Genomic DNA, 21,225 nt, shown 5'->3' on the forward strand with positions numbered 1-21,225 from the left:
GTAAAACTTAGAACAAATAAATATGAACTACGGTAAAGAATTTAAAAAGTTTGCTACAAAGCACCAAGGAGTAAACGCCATGTATTACGATAAAATCGTTGCGGCAATGAATCCTACTAATATGACTCCATATATTATTGAAGAACGTCAGTTGAATATTTCACAATTAGACGTTTTCTCAAGGTTGATGATGGATAGAATCATTTTCTTAGGTACAGGAATTGATGATCAAATTGCAAACATCGTTCAAGCGCAATTGCTTTTCTTAGAAAGTGCTGATGCTTCTAAGGATATTCAAATTTATTTGAACTCTCCAGGAGGAAGTGTTTACGCAGGATTAGGAATTTATGACACCATGCAATACATCAAACCTGATGTAGCAACAATTTGTACAGGAATGGCAGCTTCTATGGGAGCAGTATTGTTGTGTGCAGGTGCAGCAGGAAAACGTTCGGCTTTACCACATTCAAGAGTAATGATTCACCAGCCATCAGGAGGAGCACAAGGAGTTGCAACTGATATGGAAATCAACTTACGCGAAATGTTGAAACTGAAAGATGAGTTATATAAAATTATCTCTCACCATTCAGGACAAACTTTTGAGAAAGTACACAATGATAGTGAGCGTGACTACTGGATGATTGCCGAAGAAGCAAAAGAATACGGAATGATTGATGAGGTTTTAAAGAGATAATTTAGATGGAAGTCAGAAGCTGGAAGCTGGGAAAAACTCCTAACTTCCAACTTCCAACCTCCATCTTCGAACTATAAAAGATGGCAAAAGAAGTATTAGAATGTTCGTTTTGTGGAAGGAAAAAGCCAGAAACCAATTTATTGATTGCTGGAATAAATGCGCACATTTGCGATAAGTGTATCGAACAAGCTCACGGAATTGTTCTTGAAGAATTGAAATCAAGCGGAAGTTCAAAATTAGTTGGTGATTTGATTTTGCAAAAACCAAAAGAAATTAGAGCTTTCCTGGATCAATATGTAATTGGACAAGACCAAACTAAAAAAGTAATGTCGGTGGCGGTGTACAATCACTACAAGCGTTTGATGCAACAGCAACTGGACGATGAGGTAGAGATTGAAAAAAGTAACATCATCATGGTGGGACAAACAGGAACTGGAAAAACATTAGTAGCAAAAACTATTGCTAAAATGTTAGATGTTCCTTTGGCTATCGTAGATGCTACGGTACTTACTGAAGCGGGTTATGTAGGAGAAGATGTTGAAACTATTTTAACACGTCTTTTACAGGCTGCTGATTATGATGTGGCTAAAGCTGAACGCGGAATTGTATTTATTGACGAGATAGATAAAATTGCCCGTAAAAGCGATAATCCATCAATCACTCGTGATGTTTCAGGAGAAGGTGTGCAACAAGCCTTATTGAAATTATTAGAAGGAACGGTTGTAAACGTACCACCAAAAGGAGGACGTAAGCATCCAGACCAAAAATTTGTGGAAGTAAACACCCAAAACATTTTGTTTATTGCTGGTGGTGCTTTTGATGGAGTAGAAAGAATTATTTCTAAGCGTTTGAATCGTCAAGCGGTTGGGTATTCTACTTCAAAAAATGTGGATAATATTGACAAGGAAAACTTATTGCAATACATTATCCCAAAAGATATCAAGGATTTTGGATTGATTCCGGAAATCATTGGTCGTTTACCAGTGTTGACTCACATGGATCCTTTAGATAGAGAAACATTAAGAGCTATTTTAACGCAGCCTAAAAATGCGTTAATCAAACAATACCAAAAGTTGTTCTTAATGGATGATGTGGAATTCACTATCACCAATGATGCTTTGGATTTTATTGTGGATAAAGCATTAGAATACAAATTAGGAGCTCGTGGATTGCGTTCGCTTTGTGAGGCTATCTTAACTGATGCAATGTATGAATTACCAAGTTCTGATGATAAAATATTAGAAATTGATGTAGATTATGCTAAGGAAACTTTGAATAAAAATTTATTGAAGCGTTTAGAAATTGCTTCTTAGTTAAATTTCAAGATCAAATCAAAATAAAACAAAGCTCAAAAACATTCGTTTTTGGGCTTTGTTTGTTTATGTCAATGATTTAAATGTGGATAAGAAAAGTTTTATATATTTGAAAGGTGTTTCAATTCATTATAATTAAGAAAATTTATGATAAAAAAAATCTCAGTCTCTATAGTAATCCTTGTTATCGCAAGTTGTTCATCTGTCAAAAAGAACACACAAGCCAACACAACAAACAAAATAAATCTTATTGAAAAAGTATCAGGAAATAATATAAAACCATCGAGGTCAACTCAAATTATAAATTACTCTGGGATATATGGAATTAACGATGCCTCTTTTAACGTTGCATCAAGTGCTATTAATTATAAAGGGAGCATATTACTAACCGACACAAATAATAATCTAATTAGGCAGATTAAAGACAATAAGATTACAACTTATGTTGGGAACGGTCAAAAAGAGAATATAGCAGGACAATATACTAAAGCTTCATTAAATAATCCAGAAAATATTACTGTTGACAGTAAAAAAAATATTTACGTTTCGGTAAATTATAATCAAATAAAAAAAATTGACAATTTTGGAAATGTTACACATTTTGCTGGGAAATATTCTCCAGGTTGGATTGATGGTGGAGTAGATAGCGCCAAAGAAACGGCATCATTTAAATTTATTTCAAGTTTAGTTGTAAATAAAAATGATGAAATATATGTGGCAGATAAAAATAAAATCAGAAAAATTGGTCTTGATGGAAAAGTAACAACTATTGCTGGAGGTGATCAAGGTGGAGATAAGCAAGGAAAAGCACTTGAATCTCTTTTTAATCAAATTTCTGATATAGAATTAAATAATGAACAAGAACTTTATATTGTAGATCAAGTAAATGGAAAAATAAAAAAATTAGGCACTGACGGATTGATTACAACTTTTATTCCCAAAGGAATAATTAAATGGCCTTCATCAATTGCCGTAAGTAATAAAGGATTTGTTTTAGTATTTGATAGTTCTGATAAAATACTGTATGTGTTTGATAAACAAGGAAAATTAATAAAAACATTAAAAAGTAATATCTTGGCTTCACAAGATTATTCTTTTCAAATGAAAATTACAGTTGATGAATATGACAATGTAATAATTCCTTCAAAAGATTTTATAAATATTATAAATAAAGATTCTCAAATAACCAAAATAGGTGAAAAAAATGGAAATTGTAGAAATGGAATTATAAATGAGGCCACGTTCAATTATCCATATGATGGTGTTTTTGATACGAATGGTAATCTCTATGTTATAGAGAAAGGAAATAGAGTCATTCGAAAAATTTCAGAAAAAGGTTTAGTAAGTACTTTTTCGGGAAATGGTAAATATGGTAGGACAGTTGGTGTAGCACAAAATACAAGTTTTATTAATACAGAAGCAGTAGCAATTGATAGTTTTGGAAATCTGTATGTTGTAGATGGAGACTGGAAAGAAGTATGTGTTAAAAAAATAGATGCTAATGGTACGTCTTCTGTCTTTATAGATCCTAAAAGTAAAAATTTAGAAATCGGAAGGTGGAACGATTTGGTTTTTGATTCTCAAAATAATCTATATGTTTCTGATAATGTTAAGAATAAGGTGTTTAGGTTTGATTCATTAGGAAACATAATTGAGTTTAATTTATCGGTAAAACTTAATGGACCAGCTGGACTTGCTATGGATAAAAATGATAATTTATTTATTTGTGACTCTAATAATAATAGAATTGTAAAAGTATCAAAGGATAATAAAACAGAAATAATTGTTGCTAATAATTATATTTTCTTTGATGAGCCAGAGAATATAACTATTGATAATTTAGGAAATCTGTATGTTACCGATAGAAATAGAACTAGAATAATCAAAATGGATTTGAATTTGGATTCAGAAATTTTTCTTGAGGAATCTTCTTTGGGGAAAAACAAGAATCATAATTTTAGTGAATATACTAATACATTAAAAATTGAAGCTTTCAAGAATGAGATTTATGTTTTTGACAAGTATGATAACCAGATATCTAAATTAAAATGATGTTGAGTTTTTCTTGTTTTGATAGACAAAACCTTAGTTTTGGAATTATTGATAAGAGAGATAATTTTGAAGAAATATGTCTTTTGAAGATTTTAAATAAATAGATTTTTTAGAATTAAATAAAAGAAGGTTATCTCTTTGTAAAAAACACAAAATCTGTTTTTTTATACGCAATATATTGTCGATTTTTGTCGCTTCTAAAATCAATATAGATTAAAAATGGCAATTGAGGATAAAGAGATTATTTTATTAAAAGTTTCTGGTCAGGATAAACCAGGGGTAACTGCTGGTTTAACATCAGTGTTGGCAACGTATAATGCCATTGTTTTAGACATTGGACAAGCTGATATTCACGATACACTTTCGTTAGGGATTTTGTTCGAAATCGAAGCAGGTTCTTCTTCAGCACCTGTTTTAAAAGACTTGTTGTTTAAAGCGTATGAATTAGGGATTAAAGTAAAATTTATTCCAATTACTATTGCTGATTACGAAAAATGGGTAAAAGCCCAATCTAAACAACGCTATATCATTAATATTTTAGGGGAAACATTGGCTGCGGTACAACTGGCTGCTGTGACTAAAATAATGTCCGACCAAAATTTAAATATTGATTCCATAAAAAGATTAACTGGAAGAACTTCGATTGTTGAAACAGAAGTATATCCTCGTTCTTGCGTGCAATTGTCCGTTTCCGGAGAAATTGTAGATAAGACTGTTATGACGGCTAGTTTTATGGAAATTTCCAGAACCTTAGACGTTGATATCTCTTTCCAGGAAGATAACATTTATAGAAGAAACCGTCGTTTAGTCTGTTTCGATATGGATTCTACATTGATTCAAACCGAAGTAATTGATGAATTAGCCGAATTGGCAGGTGTTGGTGAGCAAGTAAGAGCCATCACTGAATCGGCGATGAATGGTGAGATTGATTTTAGCGAAAGCTTTAAGAAACGTATGGCTTTGTTAGAAGGTTTAAGTGAAGATGTGTTGCACAATGTGGCTATCAATTTGCCAATAACAAAAGGAGCGCACCGATTGATGAAAGCCTTGAAATATTACGGTTATAAAACCGCTATTTTATCAGGAGGATTTACTTATTTTGGAAATTATTTGCAAAAAGAATTAGGTATTGATTATGTTCATGCCAATGAATTGGAAATTAAAGACGGTAAGTTAACAGGTAAATATATTGGCGAAATTGTTGATGGTCAAAAGAAAGCCGAATATTTGAAAGCTATTGCCGAAAAAGAAGGCATTCACATCAATCAAACTATTGCTGTGGGTGATGGAGCGAACGATTTACCAATGATTAATTTAGCTGGATTAGGAATTGCTTTTCATGCTAAACCTACGGTAAAAGAAAGCGCAGCTACTTCTATTTCGAGTTTGGGTCTTGATGGTGTTTTATACTTATTAGGCTACCACGACAGGCACATCGATATGATGGACGAAATTTAAACAACATAATAATAACATTTAAGAAACCTTAGTTCTGATTTTGAACTAAGGTTTTTTTATGGCGTTTAATTTAAAATCGTATTTTTATAATACGGACTTAAATAGAGCACAATGATAACAGTACAAACTAAAATTCAAGCTCCCATAGAAAAGGTTTGGAGTTTGTGGACATCGCCTGAGCATATTACAAGCTGGAATGCAGCTTCAGAAGATTGGCATACACCTTATGCAGAGAATGATTTGAAAGTAGGAGGGAAATTCAAATACACTATGGCTTCCAAAGATGGAACAATGAGTTTTGACTTTGTAGGTACTTATTCGGCTATTCTAGACAAAAAATTAATTGCTTATAGTATCGAAGACGGCAGGATGGTCATTGTTGTTTTTGAGGAGCAGGAAGATGGATTTGAAATAAGGGAATATTTTGAGCCGGAATCAGTAAATTCAGAAGAGTTACAACATCAGGGATGGCAGGCTATATTAGATAATTTCAAAAAGTACGTTGAAAACTAATCCGATATAAATTCAATAAAGATGACTAAACAAATATGGCTTAATCTTCCGGTAAAAGATATTAAGCAATCCAAGATGTTTTTTTCTAAACTTGGTTTTTCTTTTAACGAGGAACATGATACAGAATATTCTACCTGTATGTTGGTTGGGGGAAATAATTTTGTCATCATGCTTTTTGAACAAACAACCTTTCAGGAGTTTATAAAAAATAAAATAACCGATACACAGCAAAGTTCAGAAATGTTAATTTCGATAGATGCTGAAAGTTGGGAAGAAGTAGATGCAATCGCCTATAAGGTTGAGGAAGCTGGAGGAACAGTCTTTTCAAAACCGGCTTTGAGTCAGGGCTGGATGTATGGTTGTGGTTTTGCTGATTTAGATGGGCATCGTTGGGGTGTGCTGTATATGGATTTTAGTAAATTGTCTTAATTCATACGGATATGAAAACACTACATTTTTAAAGGCATTAGCGATAGTAAAGGAACTTTCAGAAGAATAAATAAATCAATAATTTAAAATTAGAATTATGGCAACAATCAACCCTTATTTAATTTTTAACGGTAACTGCGAAGAAGCCTTTTTGTTTTACAAATCAGTTTTTGGTGGCGAATTTCCATACATTGGAAAGTTTAAAGACATGCCTGCGGGAGACAATACTCCTGAATTATCCGAAGAGGAGGGGAATAGAATCATGCACGTTTGTTTGCCTATTGGCCACGCTGTTTTGATGGGAAGTGATAGTAATTCGGCTAGTGGCGATGTGGTTTTTGGTGGAAATGTATCTATTTCTATTAATGTGGAAAGTAAAGACGAAGCCGATCGAATTTTTAACGGATTGTCAGTAGGAGGAAATGCTTATATGCCGATGGCTGATACTTTTTGGGGTGCTTATTTTGGAATGTTTACCGATAAATTTGGGATAAACTGGATGGTGAATTTTGATAAAAACGAAAAACAATAAGTATGAGAATCATTAAAAAAATAGTATTTGGAATTTTAGCCTTAGTAGCTTTGCTTTTACTAGTAGCTTTATTTATCCCAAATGATTATACGGTTTCGGTTTCAACCACTATTAATAAGCCAAAAGCCGAGGTTTTTGATTATGTGAAAAATATTAAAAATCAGGAAAAGTACAGTGTTTGGGTAATGCAAGATCCTAATGTGGTTATGGATTACCAAGGGACAGACGGTACAACAGGTTTTAAGGCTTCATGGAATAGTAAGGATGATAATGTGGGCGAAGGATCACAACAAATTGTAGCTATTTCTGATGGACGAATTGATGTTGATTTGCATTTTGAACGACCAATGAAAGGCGATGATAAAGCCGCTACAATTGTAGAGGCAGTTTCAGAAAATCAAACAAAAGTTACAGCTGAATTTTATGGTCATGCCGCTTATCCAATGAATTTAATGTCACTGATAGGGAAGAAATTTATAACAGATGCACAGACGCAAAATTTGGCTAATTTGAAGAAGATTTTAGAAGAATAATTCTGTTTCAGTTTAGATAATTGAATAAAAATATAGAGTTACACACGAGTGCGATAATCTTATCGTACTTGTGTGTTTATGATTTAAATAAGTTTTTTTTCCATGTATGCTGTGCCTTCCAAAGCTACGGGCTGATATGGTTCAATTGAATAGAATCCGAACGAATAGTAGAGTTCTTTAGCTCTTGTTAAAGTAGGGATTACTTCCAAACGCAGGTAATGAAATTGTAATTGTTTTGCATTTTCTACAGCTGTTTCTAAAAGTCTCGCTCCAACTTTAAATTTTCGAAATTCAGGCTTGACATAGAATCTTTTTAATTCAGCAGTTTCTTGTTGTGTTTTTTTAACTGCTACACAACCAATCGCTTCATTGTTTTTATAAGCTAATAGTAGACATCCATTTGGTGCAGAATAGTGAATACTCAAAGATGTTAGTTCTTCATTGAAATTTTTAAATCCAGCATCAAAATTAATAGCTTTTGCATATTCTTTAAATAATTCAATCGCATCGTCAAATTCTTGTTGTGAGCCAGCAAGTCGAATTATAATATTGTCTGTATGGTTCATTACTTTTGTTTAATGTGAATTTTCAGTTGAGTCAAAAAAAGTAATTTCTATTTCTTTATGAAAGTATATGTTTTTAACGATTTTTTGTTTGGTAATATATTTTCCTCGAAGTCAATTTTACAAAATCCGAATTTTTTAGCACTTGATAATAAATCACTTTCAGAAATTAGCTTAAATATTTGTCCTGCTGATTTAATTGTTTCTATTCCTGTCTGACTGACAGAACTTACTCCATTATTTTCCTGAATAGTTATAATTAACTGTCCGTTTTCTGAAATGTTACTATTGATAAATTCAAAGCAAGTATCTGTTTCAACATATTCAAAAATTAATGCTGCCCAAATTAAATTGGCTTTAGTTATTTTTTCATTTTTGCTTGAAGATATGTCAATGTTAATCAGATTTAGATTTGGAATTTGGTCTTTGAATCGCTTTTTCGTTTCGTTGAGATAGTTTTGATTTATGTCGATTCCAAAAACTTGATTAGTAACACTATTGTCAATATACTCCAATCCATTTCCTCCTGCAATTCCTAAAAAAAGGACTGTTTTGGGACATAGTTTTTCCAAATATTTTTTAGTTAAATTGCTGAGTAAGTGTAATTGTCCAACAGATTTATGTTGCATATGAAGTTCATAATCTTCAAGAGGTATTTTATTCCAAACATTTTCCATTATGATATGGTTTTTTTTATTGATGCACTAGTTGCATATTTTTCAACTGTTCTAGATAATCTCTTTCATTTGATAATCTCGGAATTTTATGTTGACCGCCTAATTTATTGTTGTCTTTTAGCCAATCATAAAATAAATTTTCTCTGGCCACATTGATAACCAAAGGGTTTAGCGTCATGTTGTTGTAACGTTTGGCTTCGTAGTCGGAATTTAATGATTGTAGAGTTTCGTCCAATGCTTTTTGGAAAACTATCATATCGGCAGGCTTTTTCTTGAACTCAATCATCCATTCGTGTGCTCCTTTTTCTTTTTCTTTCATGAAAATTGGGGCTACCGTATAATCGACTATTTCGGCATGAGTGATTTGACAGGCTTTAGCTAAGGCTTGATCGGTGTTTTCGACCATTAATTCTTCACCAAAAACATTGATGTGGTGTTTGGTTCTTCCGGTAACTCTAATTCGGAATGGATTTAGCGAAGTAAAACGCACTGTATCTCCTACTAAATAGCGAAATAAACCCGAATTAGTAGTAATTACAACGGCATAATTTTTATTCAATTCTACATCGGCCAGGCGGATAGTTTTTTGATTCATTGTCCCAAAAGTATCCATTGGTATGAATTCATAGAAAATTCCGTAGTCCAGCATCAACAATAAATCACTGGAATGATTTAAATCCTGAATGGCAAAAAAGCCTTCGGAGGCATTGTATATTTCGTAATATTTAAATTCTTTTTTAGGAAGTAAGTTTTGGTATTGTTCGCGGTACGGATTGAAACTCACACCACCATGGAAATACACTTCCAGGTTTGGCCAAATTTCGAATAAATTCCCTTTGCCTGTTTCTTCGAGCATTTTGTTCATTAAAACCAACATCCAGGAAGGAACACCGGCAAAACTGGTTACATTTTCTCTTTTGGTTTCGTTGATAATGGCAGCCATTTTAGATTCCCATTCGCTCATTAACGAAATTCTATTGCTGGGAGTACTGCTGAATTCGGCCCAAATAGGCATATTCTCAATCAATATTGCCGATAAATCACCAAAAAAACTGTTGTTGTCTTCATAGATTTGGGAACTTCCTCCCAAACGTAAACTTTTGCCTGTAAAAAGCTCAGAGTTTTCATTGTTGCTTAGGTACAAACACAATAAATCTTTGCTGCCTTTGTAATGACAATCTTCGAGCGCTTCATTGCTTACTGGAATAAATTTGCTTTTCGCATTGGTAGTACCGCTTGATTTTGCAAACCATTTGATAGGCGACTCCCAAAAAACATTCTGTTCTCCTTGGCGGGTTCTTTCAATTAAAGGTTGTAATTCTTCGTAAGTAGAAATCGGAATTCTTTCTGCAAAAGTAGTATAGGAATTTATGGAAGCATAATCATATTTTTTACCCAATACCGTGTTTTTTGCAGCAGCAATCAAATTCATAAGTAGCTCTTCCTGAACCTCATTTGGGTATTTCAAGAAAAGTTCAATCTGATGGATTCGTTGTTTTAAAACCCAGGAAGCAAATGTATTGATGAGCTGTGTTGGCATTTTTAAAAAATAGGGTTATGAAATTTACCTTAGGAATAATAACTTTACCAAAAATAGGAAAATTTACGAAACATCAAACTTTAAAAACTAATCTTAATGCAATACGAAGGAGTACTTACTAAAATGGAAACCGAATACGGAAACCCGATTCAATACTACTTGGTTTTTGAGAGTAGTTTTTTGAATGTAAACCAGCTGTTAGATAAAAACATTGCCATTAATTTTGTAGGTTTCCAATGTTTGAATTGTAGAAAAAAGAAAAAAATATTCAGACAGGGTTTTTGTTATGATTGCTTTTATTCCAGTGCTGCTGTGGGCGATTGGATTATGAAACCTGAGTTGAGTACGGCACATTTAGGGATTGCAGATAGAGATTTGGCTTATGAAGAAAAAGTCCAATTGCAACCTCATATTGTTTATCTCGCCTTGTCGAGTGAGATAAAAGTGGGTGTGACCAGAAAAACACAAGTCCCTACACGATGGATTGATCAAGGTGCTAATGAGGCGATAGCTATTGTGGAAGTTCCTAATCGTTATTTGGCGGGGATTACCGAGGTGGCTTTGAAGAATCATTATGCTGATAAAACCAATTGGCGTAAAATGTTAACGAATGATATAGAAGCAGTAGATTTGGTTGCCGAACGATTGAAGTTGCAGGATTTAATTCCGGCTGAAGTTCAGGAATATTTTTATTCGGATAAAAATGATTTGTACCAAATGGAATATCCCGTTTTACAATATCCAGCTAAAGTAAAAAGTCTGAGTTTAGATAAAACACCTCATTTCGAAGGAAAATTAACTGGGATAAAAGGGCAGTATTTGTTGTTTGAAGATGGCACTGTTTTTAATATCCGAGGTTCGGAAGGTTATGTGGTGAGTATTGAGGTTTAAGAGGATTTAAAAAAGAATTTATTGTAGTTATCTTTTCCTCATAAATTAATTAAAAACGCAGTTTAGTTTTTGTTTATACGAACTGATATTGGGGCTAATTTGTTGATTTCTTGATTATCAAAAAGCTAAACTTTCGTATATTTGAAAAAAGTTTCAAATGACAACTAAAGAAAATATATTAAAAACGCTAAAATTGAATAAGCTAAAATTTTCGAAATTAGGTATTCGAAATATTGGTTTATTTGGTTCATACATTCGTAATGAACAATCGAGCGAGAGTGATATTGATTTGTTGATAGATTTTGAACCTGAAAAGGAAAACTTTGATAACTATATGGCAGCTTACGATTTGTTTGAAAAAATATTCAAAAACGAAAAAATCGAAGTTGTTACTAAAAATGGTTTGAGTGCATATATTGGGCCTAAAATCCTAAATGAAGTTCAATATGTCTAAAGATCCAGAAGAATATCTTAGACATATTCTGGATGAATGTTCATACATTCTTTCTGTTAGCGAAAACTTATTGTTTGAAGATTTCGTGGAAGATGAAACTTTGAAAAGAGCTGTAGTAAGGAGTTTAGAAATTATTGGAGAAGCTACAAAGAAAATTTCAGCCGACTTTAAAGAAAAATGGAATTCCATCCAATGGAAAAATATGGCAGGAATGCGAGACAGGTTAATCCATGATTATATGGGAGTAAATTATACAATAGTTTGGGATGTTATGAAAAACAAAATTCCTGATATGCATAAACAAATTTCTAAATTTCTAACAAAAGGATAAAGACTAACGTTAGTAATTATAACTGTCATCTTTAACTTGTATTGGATAAAAATAAACAAGTCGTCTCAAAGTGAAATTTGAGACGGCTTGTTTGTTTAAAAAAGATTATTGCTAATTCGTTTTAGTGGTATCGACAACTTTTTTCTTTTTGTTAAATAAACCATTTAATAAGTCAGAAGCTTTCGCTTTTACCTGTTCTTTGGCTTTTTCTTGTGCTTCTGCCTTGGTTGCAGGAATAGTTGTTTTAGTAGTATCTCCTGCTTTTTTGTTTTTATTGATAATATCCGTTAAGGCTGAGGTTCCTTTGTTAACTAATTTAGTTTTTTGTTGTTGAATCAATTGATTGGTTAGATTCGTAGCCGCAGTTTTTAAATCGGTTGTGATTTTAGGTTTCGAAAAACTACCGGTTAAAATAGCATTAATAGGAATGTTTTCCAGTTTTTGAGCATCGGCAGCAGATAATTTAGAAATTAAAGCATTGGCTTGGGTTCCAAGATATTTTGCGGGAACATTGAATTTAATATTGTAATTCATACTTTGGTCAAAACCATGAGACCCACCAATGGTTGCTTGAATATCTTGGTATTTGATGTTGAAAGGTTTTACGTTTACTTTTCCGTCTTTGAAGGAAATAGCCGCTTTCAAATCGTTCAAATTAATTTTACTCATGTCTAAGAACTTGATGTTTGAAGTTAGCGCCGTTAATAGGGTCGAATTACTTGAATTGATGGTAGTAGAAAGAAACTGACCTAATAAATCTCCTGTGATGGTTTTTAAATCGGGAGTGAGTTCGTTTGCATCCAGATTTCCATTCAATTTAATGGTAGAGTTAATTTTACCGTTAACAATTCCAGCAATAGGAGCTAATTTTTTAAGCATGTCCAGTTGGGTAAAAGACTGCGCAATGTCTACTTGAGTTAAGCCTAAGTCGATATTGAATGTTGGTGTTTTTTCTTTGGTAGAAACCGCACCATTTAATCCGATAGAACCGCCAAAAATAGAAGTTTTGATGTTTTCCATTGTTAGTTTTTCGTCTTTAACAATTAATTTTCCGGAAACATTTTTCAGTATTAAATTGTCGTATAAAACCGTATTGGCTTTTGCCGTAAGCGTACAATCCAAGAAAGCGGGGATTTTCATTGCCTCTGTTTTCTTCGTTTTTGTATTGTCGGTTGTTGTATTTGTAGTTCCTGCTTTTGGTTTTTCCTCAGTAGTCACAAAATCATCTACTGATAATTGATTTGAAGTCAAGTTGAAATTTCCTTGCAAGTTTTGATTTTTAAATATGAAGCCATAGAAATTTTCTAAAACTCCAGTAACGCTCAAATCGCTTTTTCCGGTCGAAGCATTAAATTGTTTTAAGTTAACCCTTGACGGATTAAATACAATCGCAGCGTTGCTAATGTTCATCGATTTGCCATTTTCGTCGGTGTATTTAAATCCTGACAAGCTCATTGTACCCGCATTATTAATGTTTTGGTACTGGCTTTTTTCTACCGATTGCATGTCAAATTTAGTAGTCACGTCGGCTTTTAAAATTCCGCTTAGGGGTTTGTCCAATTTGATAGGGTAGGCTTTAGATAAATTACCTAAGTTAATAGTCCCTTTTAATGCGGCATCAACAATGGCGTTTTGAGTGACGTTTTTGATATTGGCTTTGGCATTAAAAACATCCTGATCAATGCGGAAGGAAAGCTTGTCTAAGTTGACATAAGTATCATTTAAAATGCCAGTTTGATTGATGATTTTAGTGTCTATTATAATATTTTGTACTGATTTTGGCAAATTAGGATATTGAAAAGAGGCATTGTTAGATGCGATTTCGATATTAAATTTAGGTACTGTGGTGTCCGAATACAATCCTTTGGCAAAACCAGCTACTGTAAAATCACCAGTGGTTTTGACATTGTTTAAATTGGCAGCATAAGTAGCGGGAATAACACCTAAGAAGTTTTTAAAGGAAGAAGTAGGCGTTTTAAATTTCAAGTCGTATTCTTGACCAGCATCGACTAATTGAATAAAACCGTCAAATTCTAATGGTAATTGATTGATTAAAGCCTTGTTCTCTTTGAAGGTGTATTTGCTTTTTTCTAAATCTATTCCTAAAACGGCATCCAATGTCAAGGCTACATTTTTCATGTAATTGACCTTGTCCATATCCAGAGTTATTTTAGCTGTTGATTTGGTGTCCAAATCTAATTTGGAAGCCGCAAAATCTCCAGTTCCTTCATGGTTTAGACTGTCGATAAGCATTTTTATTTTCGAACTTTCGTCAAAATATCTAAACTGAAAATTTTCAAGTTTGTAATTCTGAATATTAAGTGCAAGCGGTTTGCTTTTAGACTCATCAGTAGAGGTTTTGTCGTCTTTTATGGCAATATCATAATTCCCAATTCCATCTTTGTTGAAAATAATATTGATTAAACCATTCTTAGAGCTAATCCCGTCAATATTTATGGGTTCATTATCTCCTTTAAAAAGTTCTTTAATTGACATTTTTAAATTGAGTTCGCCTAGTGAAAGCAAAGTATCTCCTTCAAAAGGCGCTTTGTTGATAATGGCTAATTTTTCGATGGTAACATTAGCATTAGGGAAGTTTTTAAACAAACTTAAATCGGCATCTGCAAAACTGACTTTGGCATCCACTTTTTGATTGATAGCGGCAATGATTTTAGCTTTTATTTGATCCTTGAAAAAATAAGGAATTGCAAATAAAGATCCTGCAAATAAGAGGATGATAGCAGCTGTGATTAGTATTATTTTTTTTAACATGGCTATGGAATGTTTATTTTATATAAAGAAGGTATGCTGTGAGCATACTCTATTACAAAAATAGGAGATTAGCTCATAGGAAAATTACAATATTTTCATAATATCTTACAATTTTTCAATTCCTTTGAATTTGTAAAAAGGGATAAAAAAACCGTTTAAGAATAACTTAAACGGTTGATGGAGTTTTTAGTAAATCGAAATTTCAAATGGCATCATTGCCTGAATTCCTTTTCGGGATTGGAATTTCTTTACTTGCTGTAATAGCTGGTAATTTTCGAGACCAATTTCTTCTTTTATGATGTTTTGCTTTGTGCTGGCAAAAGGAAATTTAGCGAATATTTCATCAAAATCTTTTTCGTATTCAGGGTAGTTTTGAGTGGTGTAATTTGAGGTTTTAGATAAACGAGCTGCTTCGACAATAGCAGCATTTAATCCGCCAATTTTATCTACAAGACCTATTTTTAATGCTTCTGAACCGGACCAAACTCTTCCTTGTGCTATAGAATCTACAGCAGCAAATTTCATTTTTCGTCCTTCGGCAACGTGACTTACAAAGGTTTTATAGATATGCTCAATGCTTTCCAGTGTAACGGCTTTGAAATTTTCGTCCATTGGAACAAAAGGACTGTAAAGAGCTGCATTACTATGTGTTTTTACCTGTTCGATGTTGATTCCTATCTTTTTTGTCAATTGACTAAAATTAGGTAAAATCCCAAAAACACCTATAGAGCCCGTAATGGTGTTGTTTTGCGCAAAAATAGTATTGGCATTACAAGCCATATAATAACCTCCTGAAGCGGCATAATTCCCCATAGAAACTACTACAGGTTTTACTTTTTTAGTTAATTCAATTTCTCTCCAAATTAAATCAGAAGTTAATGCGTTTCCTCCAGGGCTGTCGATTCTAAGTACAATAGCTTTTACTTTTTTGTCTTTTCTGGCATCTTGTAAAGAACGACGCATAGAGCCTTCGCCAATAGTATTTACATCGCCTTCACCGCTTTGAATTTCGCCTTGAGCAAAAATAATGGCAATCTTGTCATCACTTTCAGAAATCACTGAAGTGGTGGTCATTTTATGCGTATAATCGCTAATCGGTATTTTGTTGTAGTCTTTGTCAGGGCTAACTTTTAATGCTTTTTTGATGTCATTATGATATACATCTTCATAAGCGATATAGTCGATTAATTTTTGTTTTTTAGCCATTTCAGGAGTTCTGGCAAGCAAGCCGTTTGCAATTTCGTTTAATTTGCTAGTTGAAATTGCTCTGCTTTTTGAAATGTCAGCGCAAACTGAATTCCAAATGGATTGTAGTAATGCCGTTGTTTGTTCTCTATTGGCATCGCTCATTTTATTTTCTAAGAAAGGTTCAACGGCACTTTTATATTTTCCATGTCGAATAACTTCCATTTTTACGCCAGTTTTCTCCTGTAAATCTTTGTAAAACATGATTTCAGAAGATAATCCTTTAAAGTCTAATTCGCCCACAGGATTTAAATAAATATGATTGGCTACCGAATTCAGATAGTATTCTTTTTGCGAATAGCTATTGGCGTAAGCCATTACAAATTTGCCCGATTTTTTGAAATTTTCTAAAGCGTTTCTTAAGTCTTTGCTTTGCGCCATTCCTAATTCGGAATTGTTGTTTAAAATAGAGATTCCTTTGATTTTGTCGTCTATTGAAGCAACATCAATTGCATTGATAACGTCAGAAAGACCGATGTTTTTTTCATCAGAAAAAAAACTCATCCAAGGGTCTTTGTATTTTCCGGCATAATCAAATTTTACATCTTCAAGATTTAATTCGATTACAGAATCATTTTTAAGAGCTTCTGTTTCCGATTCTCCACCAAAAATAGCGGCGATAAAAAAGACTCCGAAAAAAAACAGCATTAGAAACACAAATAAACCTACAACAGTAGCGATAACATTGCTTAAAAACTTCATAATAATATTCTTTAATTTTGTAGAAAAAGTATCCGGATTATAGTTTCTTTCTTGAATTGAAATGCAGACACTTTGTGCAAATATATTGCTATTTCTAAAATTCTTTAGTTAATTTGTACTTAATATGAGAGCACAACATCAGGTTATTTTATCTATTGGGAGTAACCAAGGCGAACGGTTAGAGACAATTAAGCAATGTATTGCATTAATTCATCAGGAAATAGGAACGGTAATTCAAGTTTCCAGAGTTTATGAAACCGCAGCTTGGGGGTTTGATAGTGATACTTTTTACAATTGTGCTTTGGTTTTGCATACTTATAATTCAGCTCCACAAGTGCTTTTGAAAGCCTTAGAAGTAGAACAAAAATTAGGACGTATTCGACAAAATGCAAGTGGATATCAATCCCGGATTATTGATATTGATATGATTGCTTTTGATGAGGAAATTATCGATACCGAAACACTCACAGTACCTCACCCATTGATGCAAGACCGGAAGTTTGTTCTGCTTCCTTTTCAAGATTTGAAAGTAAAATGGACGCATCCTGTTTTACATAAAACTATTTCGGAGTTAATTGAAACTTCTTCGGATGAAGGAGAGTGTGTTGCTGTGGCCAATTTAGAATGTCCGTTGCAAAATGTTTCTTTTGATAAGATACATTATATTGCTTTTGAAGGAAATATTGGAGCCGGAAAAACTACATTGGCAGCTAAAATTTCAGAAGATTTTAATACTAAAACGCTTTTTGAACGTTTTGCTGAAAATTCCTTTTTGGCTAAGTTTTACAAAGACCAAGAGCGTTATGCTTTACCACTTGAATTGTCGTTTTTAGTAGATCGTTATCAACAACTTTCGGAGGATTTAGTCGCATTGGATTTACAAAAAGACTTTTTAGTAGCCGATTATCATGTTTTTAAGTCGCTTATTTTTGCAAAAGTAACTTTGGAAGAAGAAGAGTATCAATTGTATAAAAACCTCTTTGATATTATTTACAAAGAAATCCCTAAGCCTGATTTGTATGTGTATTTGTTGCAACATCCGGAGCAATTATTAAAAAATATTCAGAAAAGAGGTCGGGATTATGAGCAGTTGATTTCAACCGAATACTTAGAGAAAATCAATAGTGCTTATTTGGATTATTTGAATTCTCAAACCGACTTGAATATTCTAATTATTGATGTTACGGGCAAAGATTTTGTAAATAATCAATCGGATTATCTTTTTATTTTAGATGAAATTCATAAGAGAATTAAGAACTAATTTATCTTTTTAAAGAAAAATGCCCTCGAATCGGAGGTGTGTTTTTATCTAATGTTATGACGTACCAATAATCGGAAGCAGGTAAAAGTTTACCGTTGAATGTTCCGTCCCAATTGGGATGTAAAGCGTTTAGGGTTTTTAGGTACTTGCCGTAACGGTCAAAGAGTTGTACTTCGGCCAAAGGATATTTTATGATTCCTTTGATTCCCCATACATCATTGTAAGAGTCATTGTTTGGTGTGAAATATTTAGGGATTCCTACCACCACAATTTCTTTAGAAACAAATCCACAACCATTTTTATCATTGACAAAAACTTTGTGAATTCCGGCGGGTACATTATCAAAGAAATTAGAGTCTTGCCAAAAATTATTGGAGTCATCCAAGCTGTATTCGTAATCACCAGGTCCGGTTACGTTTACCGTAACGGAGTTGACATCAGTCAAATCTACCACATCGATAGATTGGATGGTTGCCATATTTGAGGCGGTGACCGTCAGGGTTCGGGTTCTGCTGCATCCGAATGGATTGCTTACATCAACGGTGTAAACTCCGACAGCATTTACACCCAACGTTGGGGAATTGCTGCCAATGTTGATTCCGTCTTTCTTCCAAATATAATTGTAATTACCGCTAGGGGAATTGTCTGTAATTCCTGCGTCGAGTGTTACAAAAAAGGAGGGGAGATTCGAGCAGACTAATTCGTCAGCTTGGCCATCTAGATTCAAATCAATTTTCGGAATCGGATGTACTAGAAAACGTATTGTTGTAGTGGCGGGGCAGTTTGTGTTTAACGGATTTTCTACCCGAGCAGTGATGTTTTGGGTTTCGCTTAGAAAAGGATTGGGCAACGGACTTGGTAATAGCACACCATTTTGGTCAAAATATTTGACTGTCATTCCGGTTTGTCCTCCCAGAATAGTGGCTTGAAATGAAGAAGTGTCAAAAGCAAATTTTCCGTCTTGGTCCAATGGGTTTGGCTCGTCATCGCACGTCGTTGTTAAAGCTGCGGGAACGGAAAATGCCTCCGGCAAATCATCCACAGTAAATGGTATCCTTGTTTCGTCAGAACATTGTAAGGTCGAATTGTTCTTCACGACCGCTTTTATGGTTTGCGAGGCGGTAGTGAACACGGCAGGAAACGGACTCGTAATCAGGATTCCGTTTGCATCTTTCAAGGGATTATTGTTTTGGTCAAAATAAGTAACGGTTAAATTGGTTTGCCCGTTTAATAAACTGGATTCAAGCGAAGCGGTATTGAATGTAAATATCCCATCCTGATTGTCATCACATTGTCTCGGTATAATCACTGGATTTGCCTTTGGCAACGCCTCAACATTTAGTGTCAGATAAGGACCTAAACCGTAACAGGCATTCTCCAAATCACTATCGATACGCACCCAGATATCTTGCGTATTCGGATAGCCGATATTTCTGTAATTTGAAATATTGGTGATGACATTGAGTTCTGACAAGGCATCCGCTTTATTTCGGTAGTAATTGATGGTATACACTTCAGTTGTTGGTAGAAGTGTCTGTATGGTTGCTTTAGACGCTGTCAGGTCAAAAGCGGCAATTCCGTCGCGATTATTGTTGTTGGTCGTATTGTTGCCATTACTGTCTAAAAAATCATCACACACAGGAGGGATTATGATTTTGTAGTTTGGAGGGATGTTAGTGGAGGAAACGGTTAAGGTAATTTTTGCCACACTATAACAACCGGTAATTGTATTGCTGACTCTTGCCCAAATGTTCATTGAGGTTGGGGTTGTGTTTTCAAAAGCCAATTGATTTGGAATCAAATCTGCCGGTAGCGCATTGTTGGCACCATTAAGAGTGGTGTAATAGGCGAAGGTTTCATTGGTGTAATTGGCAGAAATAACATCATTCTTTACGGTTAGATTAAAAAGAGTCTTTCCATCCGGATTCAGGTCGCTATCGCATTGAAAAATACTGATATCATTGACTACAGGTAGTGGGTTAATTATTGCGGTAATAGGTTTTCTTTCGTTTATGCAACCAGCATCAACATAATAAGTAGTTGAACTTGATATAGTAGGTGTGGTAAAACTATTTCCTGATGCTATTGGTGTGATTTCAGAAAGAGAAGTGTACCAGTATATGGTTCCATCAATAACAGTTGCTTCTAAAGTTACCGTTCCTGTTCCACATCTTGAGTTAGGAGTAGTACTAGTGACTTTAGACATTGTGATCGTTGTACTAGCTGAGGTTTCAATTAGATCTACATCCCCGGGAATCATTCCGCCATATTCTACAATATAGCCCTTTGGATGATAATTGCCTGGGGGATCTCCATCATTAGAGAGGTCGTTCCATGCTCCTGGCTTTCCGATTCCGGGTGCTGTAATATGGGCATAATTTTCCCCATTTGGTTTAAATGATTGTATATTGTTGTTAGGTTCATTATTATTCCAATTCGCATAGTAATCAGGAGCTGTTGTTGTTCCGTTTGCTTTTCCGATCCAAAATAATCTGCCGTTGCCTCCGTTTTCAAGACCTTCAGGACCTGTTACCCATCTCCAGTTACCTTCGTTTTGTTCATCGGTTCCACCAATCCATCCTGTGCCTGGTGCTTGTGCTCCGGCTAATTGAGCTTCGTCAGCGGCTGTTAGTGTAGCTAAGTAACCTTGTAAGCCGTAATGAGTTCTGGCTGCGGCAGCATCTCTGGCTGCAGTCCAAGTAATGCCTAGATTAGGTACATATTCATAAAAATGTTTATTTCTGGGTAAATAATTAGCTTGGCCTATTGATATAGAAAAGTTTTTAATTCCAGAAGGATTGGCAGATGAATTTCTATAAGTTACATCTTTTATAGCTGCGATAAATTCAGTGTATGTTACTTTTGTACCGGCAATTGGGCTTGAAAGTTTTAATTTGCCTTCAGTATTATTCCAACTGGAAGTAATTGTGGGATGTAATTCAGGATTGGATAATGTTAAAAAATCATTTCCGTTGATATACCCTGCCGAGATTTGGATATAGATTGCATCAGTGTCAATTTCATCGGTGTAATTTATTGTTACATCAGTAACAATTTTCATTAAAGTTCCTGGGCAATAAACTTGATTCCCAACAGCATGAATTACAGGTGGGGTATTCGATATTGGAACAACAGAAAATGCTGATGTTGTTTGGTAATAAAGAAAGTTAGATTTCCTTTTTGTAGGGCTTAAATTATTTTTATTGGGAAAAGGATTGGCTGGAAATACAGCAAATGAAAAAAAAATCAAATAAAAAAATATAAT

Annotated in this window: 18 protein-coding genes; 12 read left to right on the forward strand and 6 right to left on the reverse strand. The window is 34.0% G+C overall.

Translation table 11 applies throughout. The features are described 5' to 3' along the window. The first annotated feature begins 22 nt into the window (after positions 1–22). The 8 genes from clpP to GTZ96_RS04160 all read left to right on the forward strand — a co-directional run bounded on the left by clpP (position 23) and on the right by GTZ96_RS04160 (position 7,524). Complete coding sequence (clpP, locus tag GTZ96_RS04125; protein WP_161641322.1) at positions 23–694, forward strand: ATP-dependent Clp endopeptidase proteolytic subunit ClpP; 672 nt, start codon at positions 23–25, stop codon at positions 692–694. Positions 695–774: 80 nt separating this feature from the next. After that, on the forward strand, positions 775–2,007 hold the full coding sequence (clpX, locus tag GTZ96_RS04130) for an ATP-dependent Clp protease ATP-binding subunit ClpX (protein ID WP_161641323.1): 1,233 nt from the start codon (positions 775–777) through the stop codon (positions 2,005–2,007). Between the two features lie 147 nt (positions 2,008–2,154). Further along, positions 2,155–4,059, forward strand: coding sequence for an NHL repeat-containing protein (locus GTZ96_RS04135; protein WP_161641324.1), 1,905 nt, complete (start codon positions 2,155–2,157; stop codon positions 4,057–4,059). A 219-nt stretch (positions 4,060–4,278) separates the two neighbouring features. Beyond that, complete coding sequence (gene serB, locus GTZ96_RS04140; protein WP_161641325.1) at positions 4,279–5,517, forward strand: phosphoserine phosphatase SerB; 1,239 nt, start codon at positions 4,279–4,281, stop codon at positions 5,515–5,517. Between the two features lie 111 nt (positions 5,518–5,628). Further along, entirely contained in the window at positions 5,629–6,030 is a 402-nt protein-coding gene (locus GTZ96_RS04145) for an SRPBCC domain-containing protein (protein ID WP_161641326.1), read from the forward strand. A 21-nt stretch (positions 6,031–6,051) separates the two neighbouring features. Continuing rightward, on the forward strand, positions 6,052–6,459 hold the full coding sequence (locus GTZ96_RS04150; RefSeq protein WP_161641327.1) for a VOC family protein: 408 nt from the start codon (positions 6,052–6,054) through the stop codon (positions 6,457–6,459). A gap of 97 nt (positions 6,460–6,556) precedes the next feature. After that, on the forward strand, positions 6,557–6,991 hold the full coding sequence (locus tag GTZ96_RS04155; protein ID WP_161641328.1) for a VOC family protein: 435 nt from the start codon (positions 6,557–6,559) through the stop codon (positions 6,989–6,991). 2 nt (positions 6,992–6,993) lie between these two features. Continuing rightward, the gene (locus GTZ96_RS04160; protein ID WP_161641329.1) at positions 6,994–7,524 is read left to right on the forward strand and encodes an SRPBCC family protein; all 531 of its coding nucleotides are present in this window, start codon (positions 6,994–6,996) and stop codon (positions 7,522–7,524) included. Positions 7,525–7,607: 83 nt separating this feature from the next. On the opposite strand, the gene GTZ96_RS04165 is transcribed toward GTZ96_RS04160, so the two are convergent. Genes GTZ96_RS04165 through GTZ96_RS04175 form a run of 3 tightly spaced genes read right to left on the reverse strand, consistent with a single transcriptional unit; the run spans position 7,608 to position 10,304 of the window. After that, positions 7,608–8,090 carry a GNAT family N-acetyltransferase gene (locus GTZ96_RS04165; RefSeq protein ID WP_161641330.1) on the reverse strand — a complete coding sequence of 161 codons (483 nt, stop codon included), beginning with the start codon at positions 8,088–8,090 and terminating at the stop codon, positions 7,608–7,610. Positions 8,091–8,137: 47 nt separating this feature from the next. Next, on the reverse strand, positions 8,138–8,764 hold the full coding sequence (locus GTZ96_RS04170; protein ID WP_161641331.1) for a hypothetical protein: 627 nt from the start codon (positions 8,762–8,764) through the stop codon (positions 8,138–8,140). 16 nt (positions 8,765–8,780) lie between these two features. Beyond that, positions 8,781–10,304 (reverse strand): GH3 auxin-responsive promoter family protein, encoded by a 1,524-nt coding sequence (locus GTZ96_RS04175; protein WP_161641332.1) that lies wholly within the window; start codon positions 10,302–10,304, stop codon positions 8,781–8,783. A gap of 96 nt (positions 10,305–10,400) precedes the next feature. Between GTZ96_RS04175 and GTZ96_RS04180 the strand changes: the two genes are divergently transcribed. From GTZ96_RS04180 to GTZ96_RS04190, 3 genes are all read left to right on the forward strand, one after another. Continuing rightward, positions 10,401–11,195: a DUF2797 domain-containing protein gene (locus GTZ96_RS04180; RefSeq protein WP_161641333.1), complete on the forward strand. Its 795-nt coding sequence runs from the start codon at positions 10,401–10,403 to the stop codon at positions 11,193–11,195. A 157-nt stretch (positions 11,196–11,352) separates the two neighbouring features. Beyond that, positions 11,353–11,649 carry a nucleotidyltransferase family protein gene (locus tag GTZ96_RS04185; protein WP_161641334.1) on the forward strand — a complete coding sequence of 99 codons (297 nt, stop codon included), beginning with the start codon at positions 11,353–11,355 and terminating at the stop codon, positions 11,647–11,649. Further along, the gene (locus tag GTZ96_RS04190; protein ID WP_161641373.1) at positions 11,642–11,980 is read left to right on the forward strand and encodes a HepT-like ribonuclease domain-containing protein; all 339 of its coding nucleotides are present in this window, start codon (positions 11,642–11,644) and stop codon (positions 11,978–11,980) included. Before GTZ96_RS04185 ends, GTZ96_RS04190 begins: the two co-directional genes overlap by 8 nt. 111 nt (positions 11,981–12,091) lie before the next feature. Here GTZ96_RS04190 and GTZ96_RS04195 read toward each other — a convergent pair whose 3' ends face one another. After that, the gene (locus tag GTZ96_RS04195) at positions 12,092–14,752 is read right to left on the reverse strand and encodes an AsmA-like C-terminal region-containing protein (protein ID WP_161641335.1); all 2,661 of its coding nucleotides are present in this window, start codon (positions 14,750–14,752) and stop codon (positions 12,092–12,094) included. 186 nt (positions 14,753–14,938) lie between these two features. Then, positions 14,939–16,699, reverse strand: coding sequence for a signal peptide peptidase SppA (gene sppA, locus GTZ96_RS04200; protein ID WP_161641336.1), 1,761 nt, complete (start codon positions 16,697–16,699; stop codon positions 14,939–14,941). 124 nt (positions 16,700–16,823) lie between these two features. On the opposite strand from sppA, the gene folK reads away from it, so the two are divergent. Further along, on the forward strand, positions 16,824–17,960 hold the full coding sequence (gene folK / locus GTZ96_RS04205; protein WP_161641337.1) for a 2-amino-4-hydroxy-6-hydroxymethyldihydropteridine diphosphokinase: 1,137 nt from the start codon (positions 16,824–16,826) through the stop codon (positions 17,958–17,960). A 1-nt stretch (position 17,961) separates the two neighbouring features. Here the strand turns inward: folK and GTZ96_RS04210 are convergent, their stop codons facing one another. Beyond that, entirely contained in the window at positions 17,962–21,210 is a 3,249-nt protein-coding gene (locus GTZ96_RS04210; RefSeq protein WP_181033136.1) for a T9SS type B sorting domain-containing protein, read from the reverse strand. Positions 21,211–21,225 lie beyond the last annotated feature (15 nt).

The organism is Flavobacterium undicola (assembly GCF_009909155.2).
Classification (GTDB): Bacteria; Bacteroidota; Bacteroidia; order Flavobacteriales; family Flavobacteriaceae; genus Flavobacterium; species Flavobacterium undicola.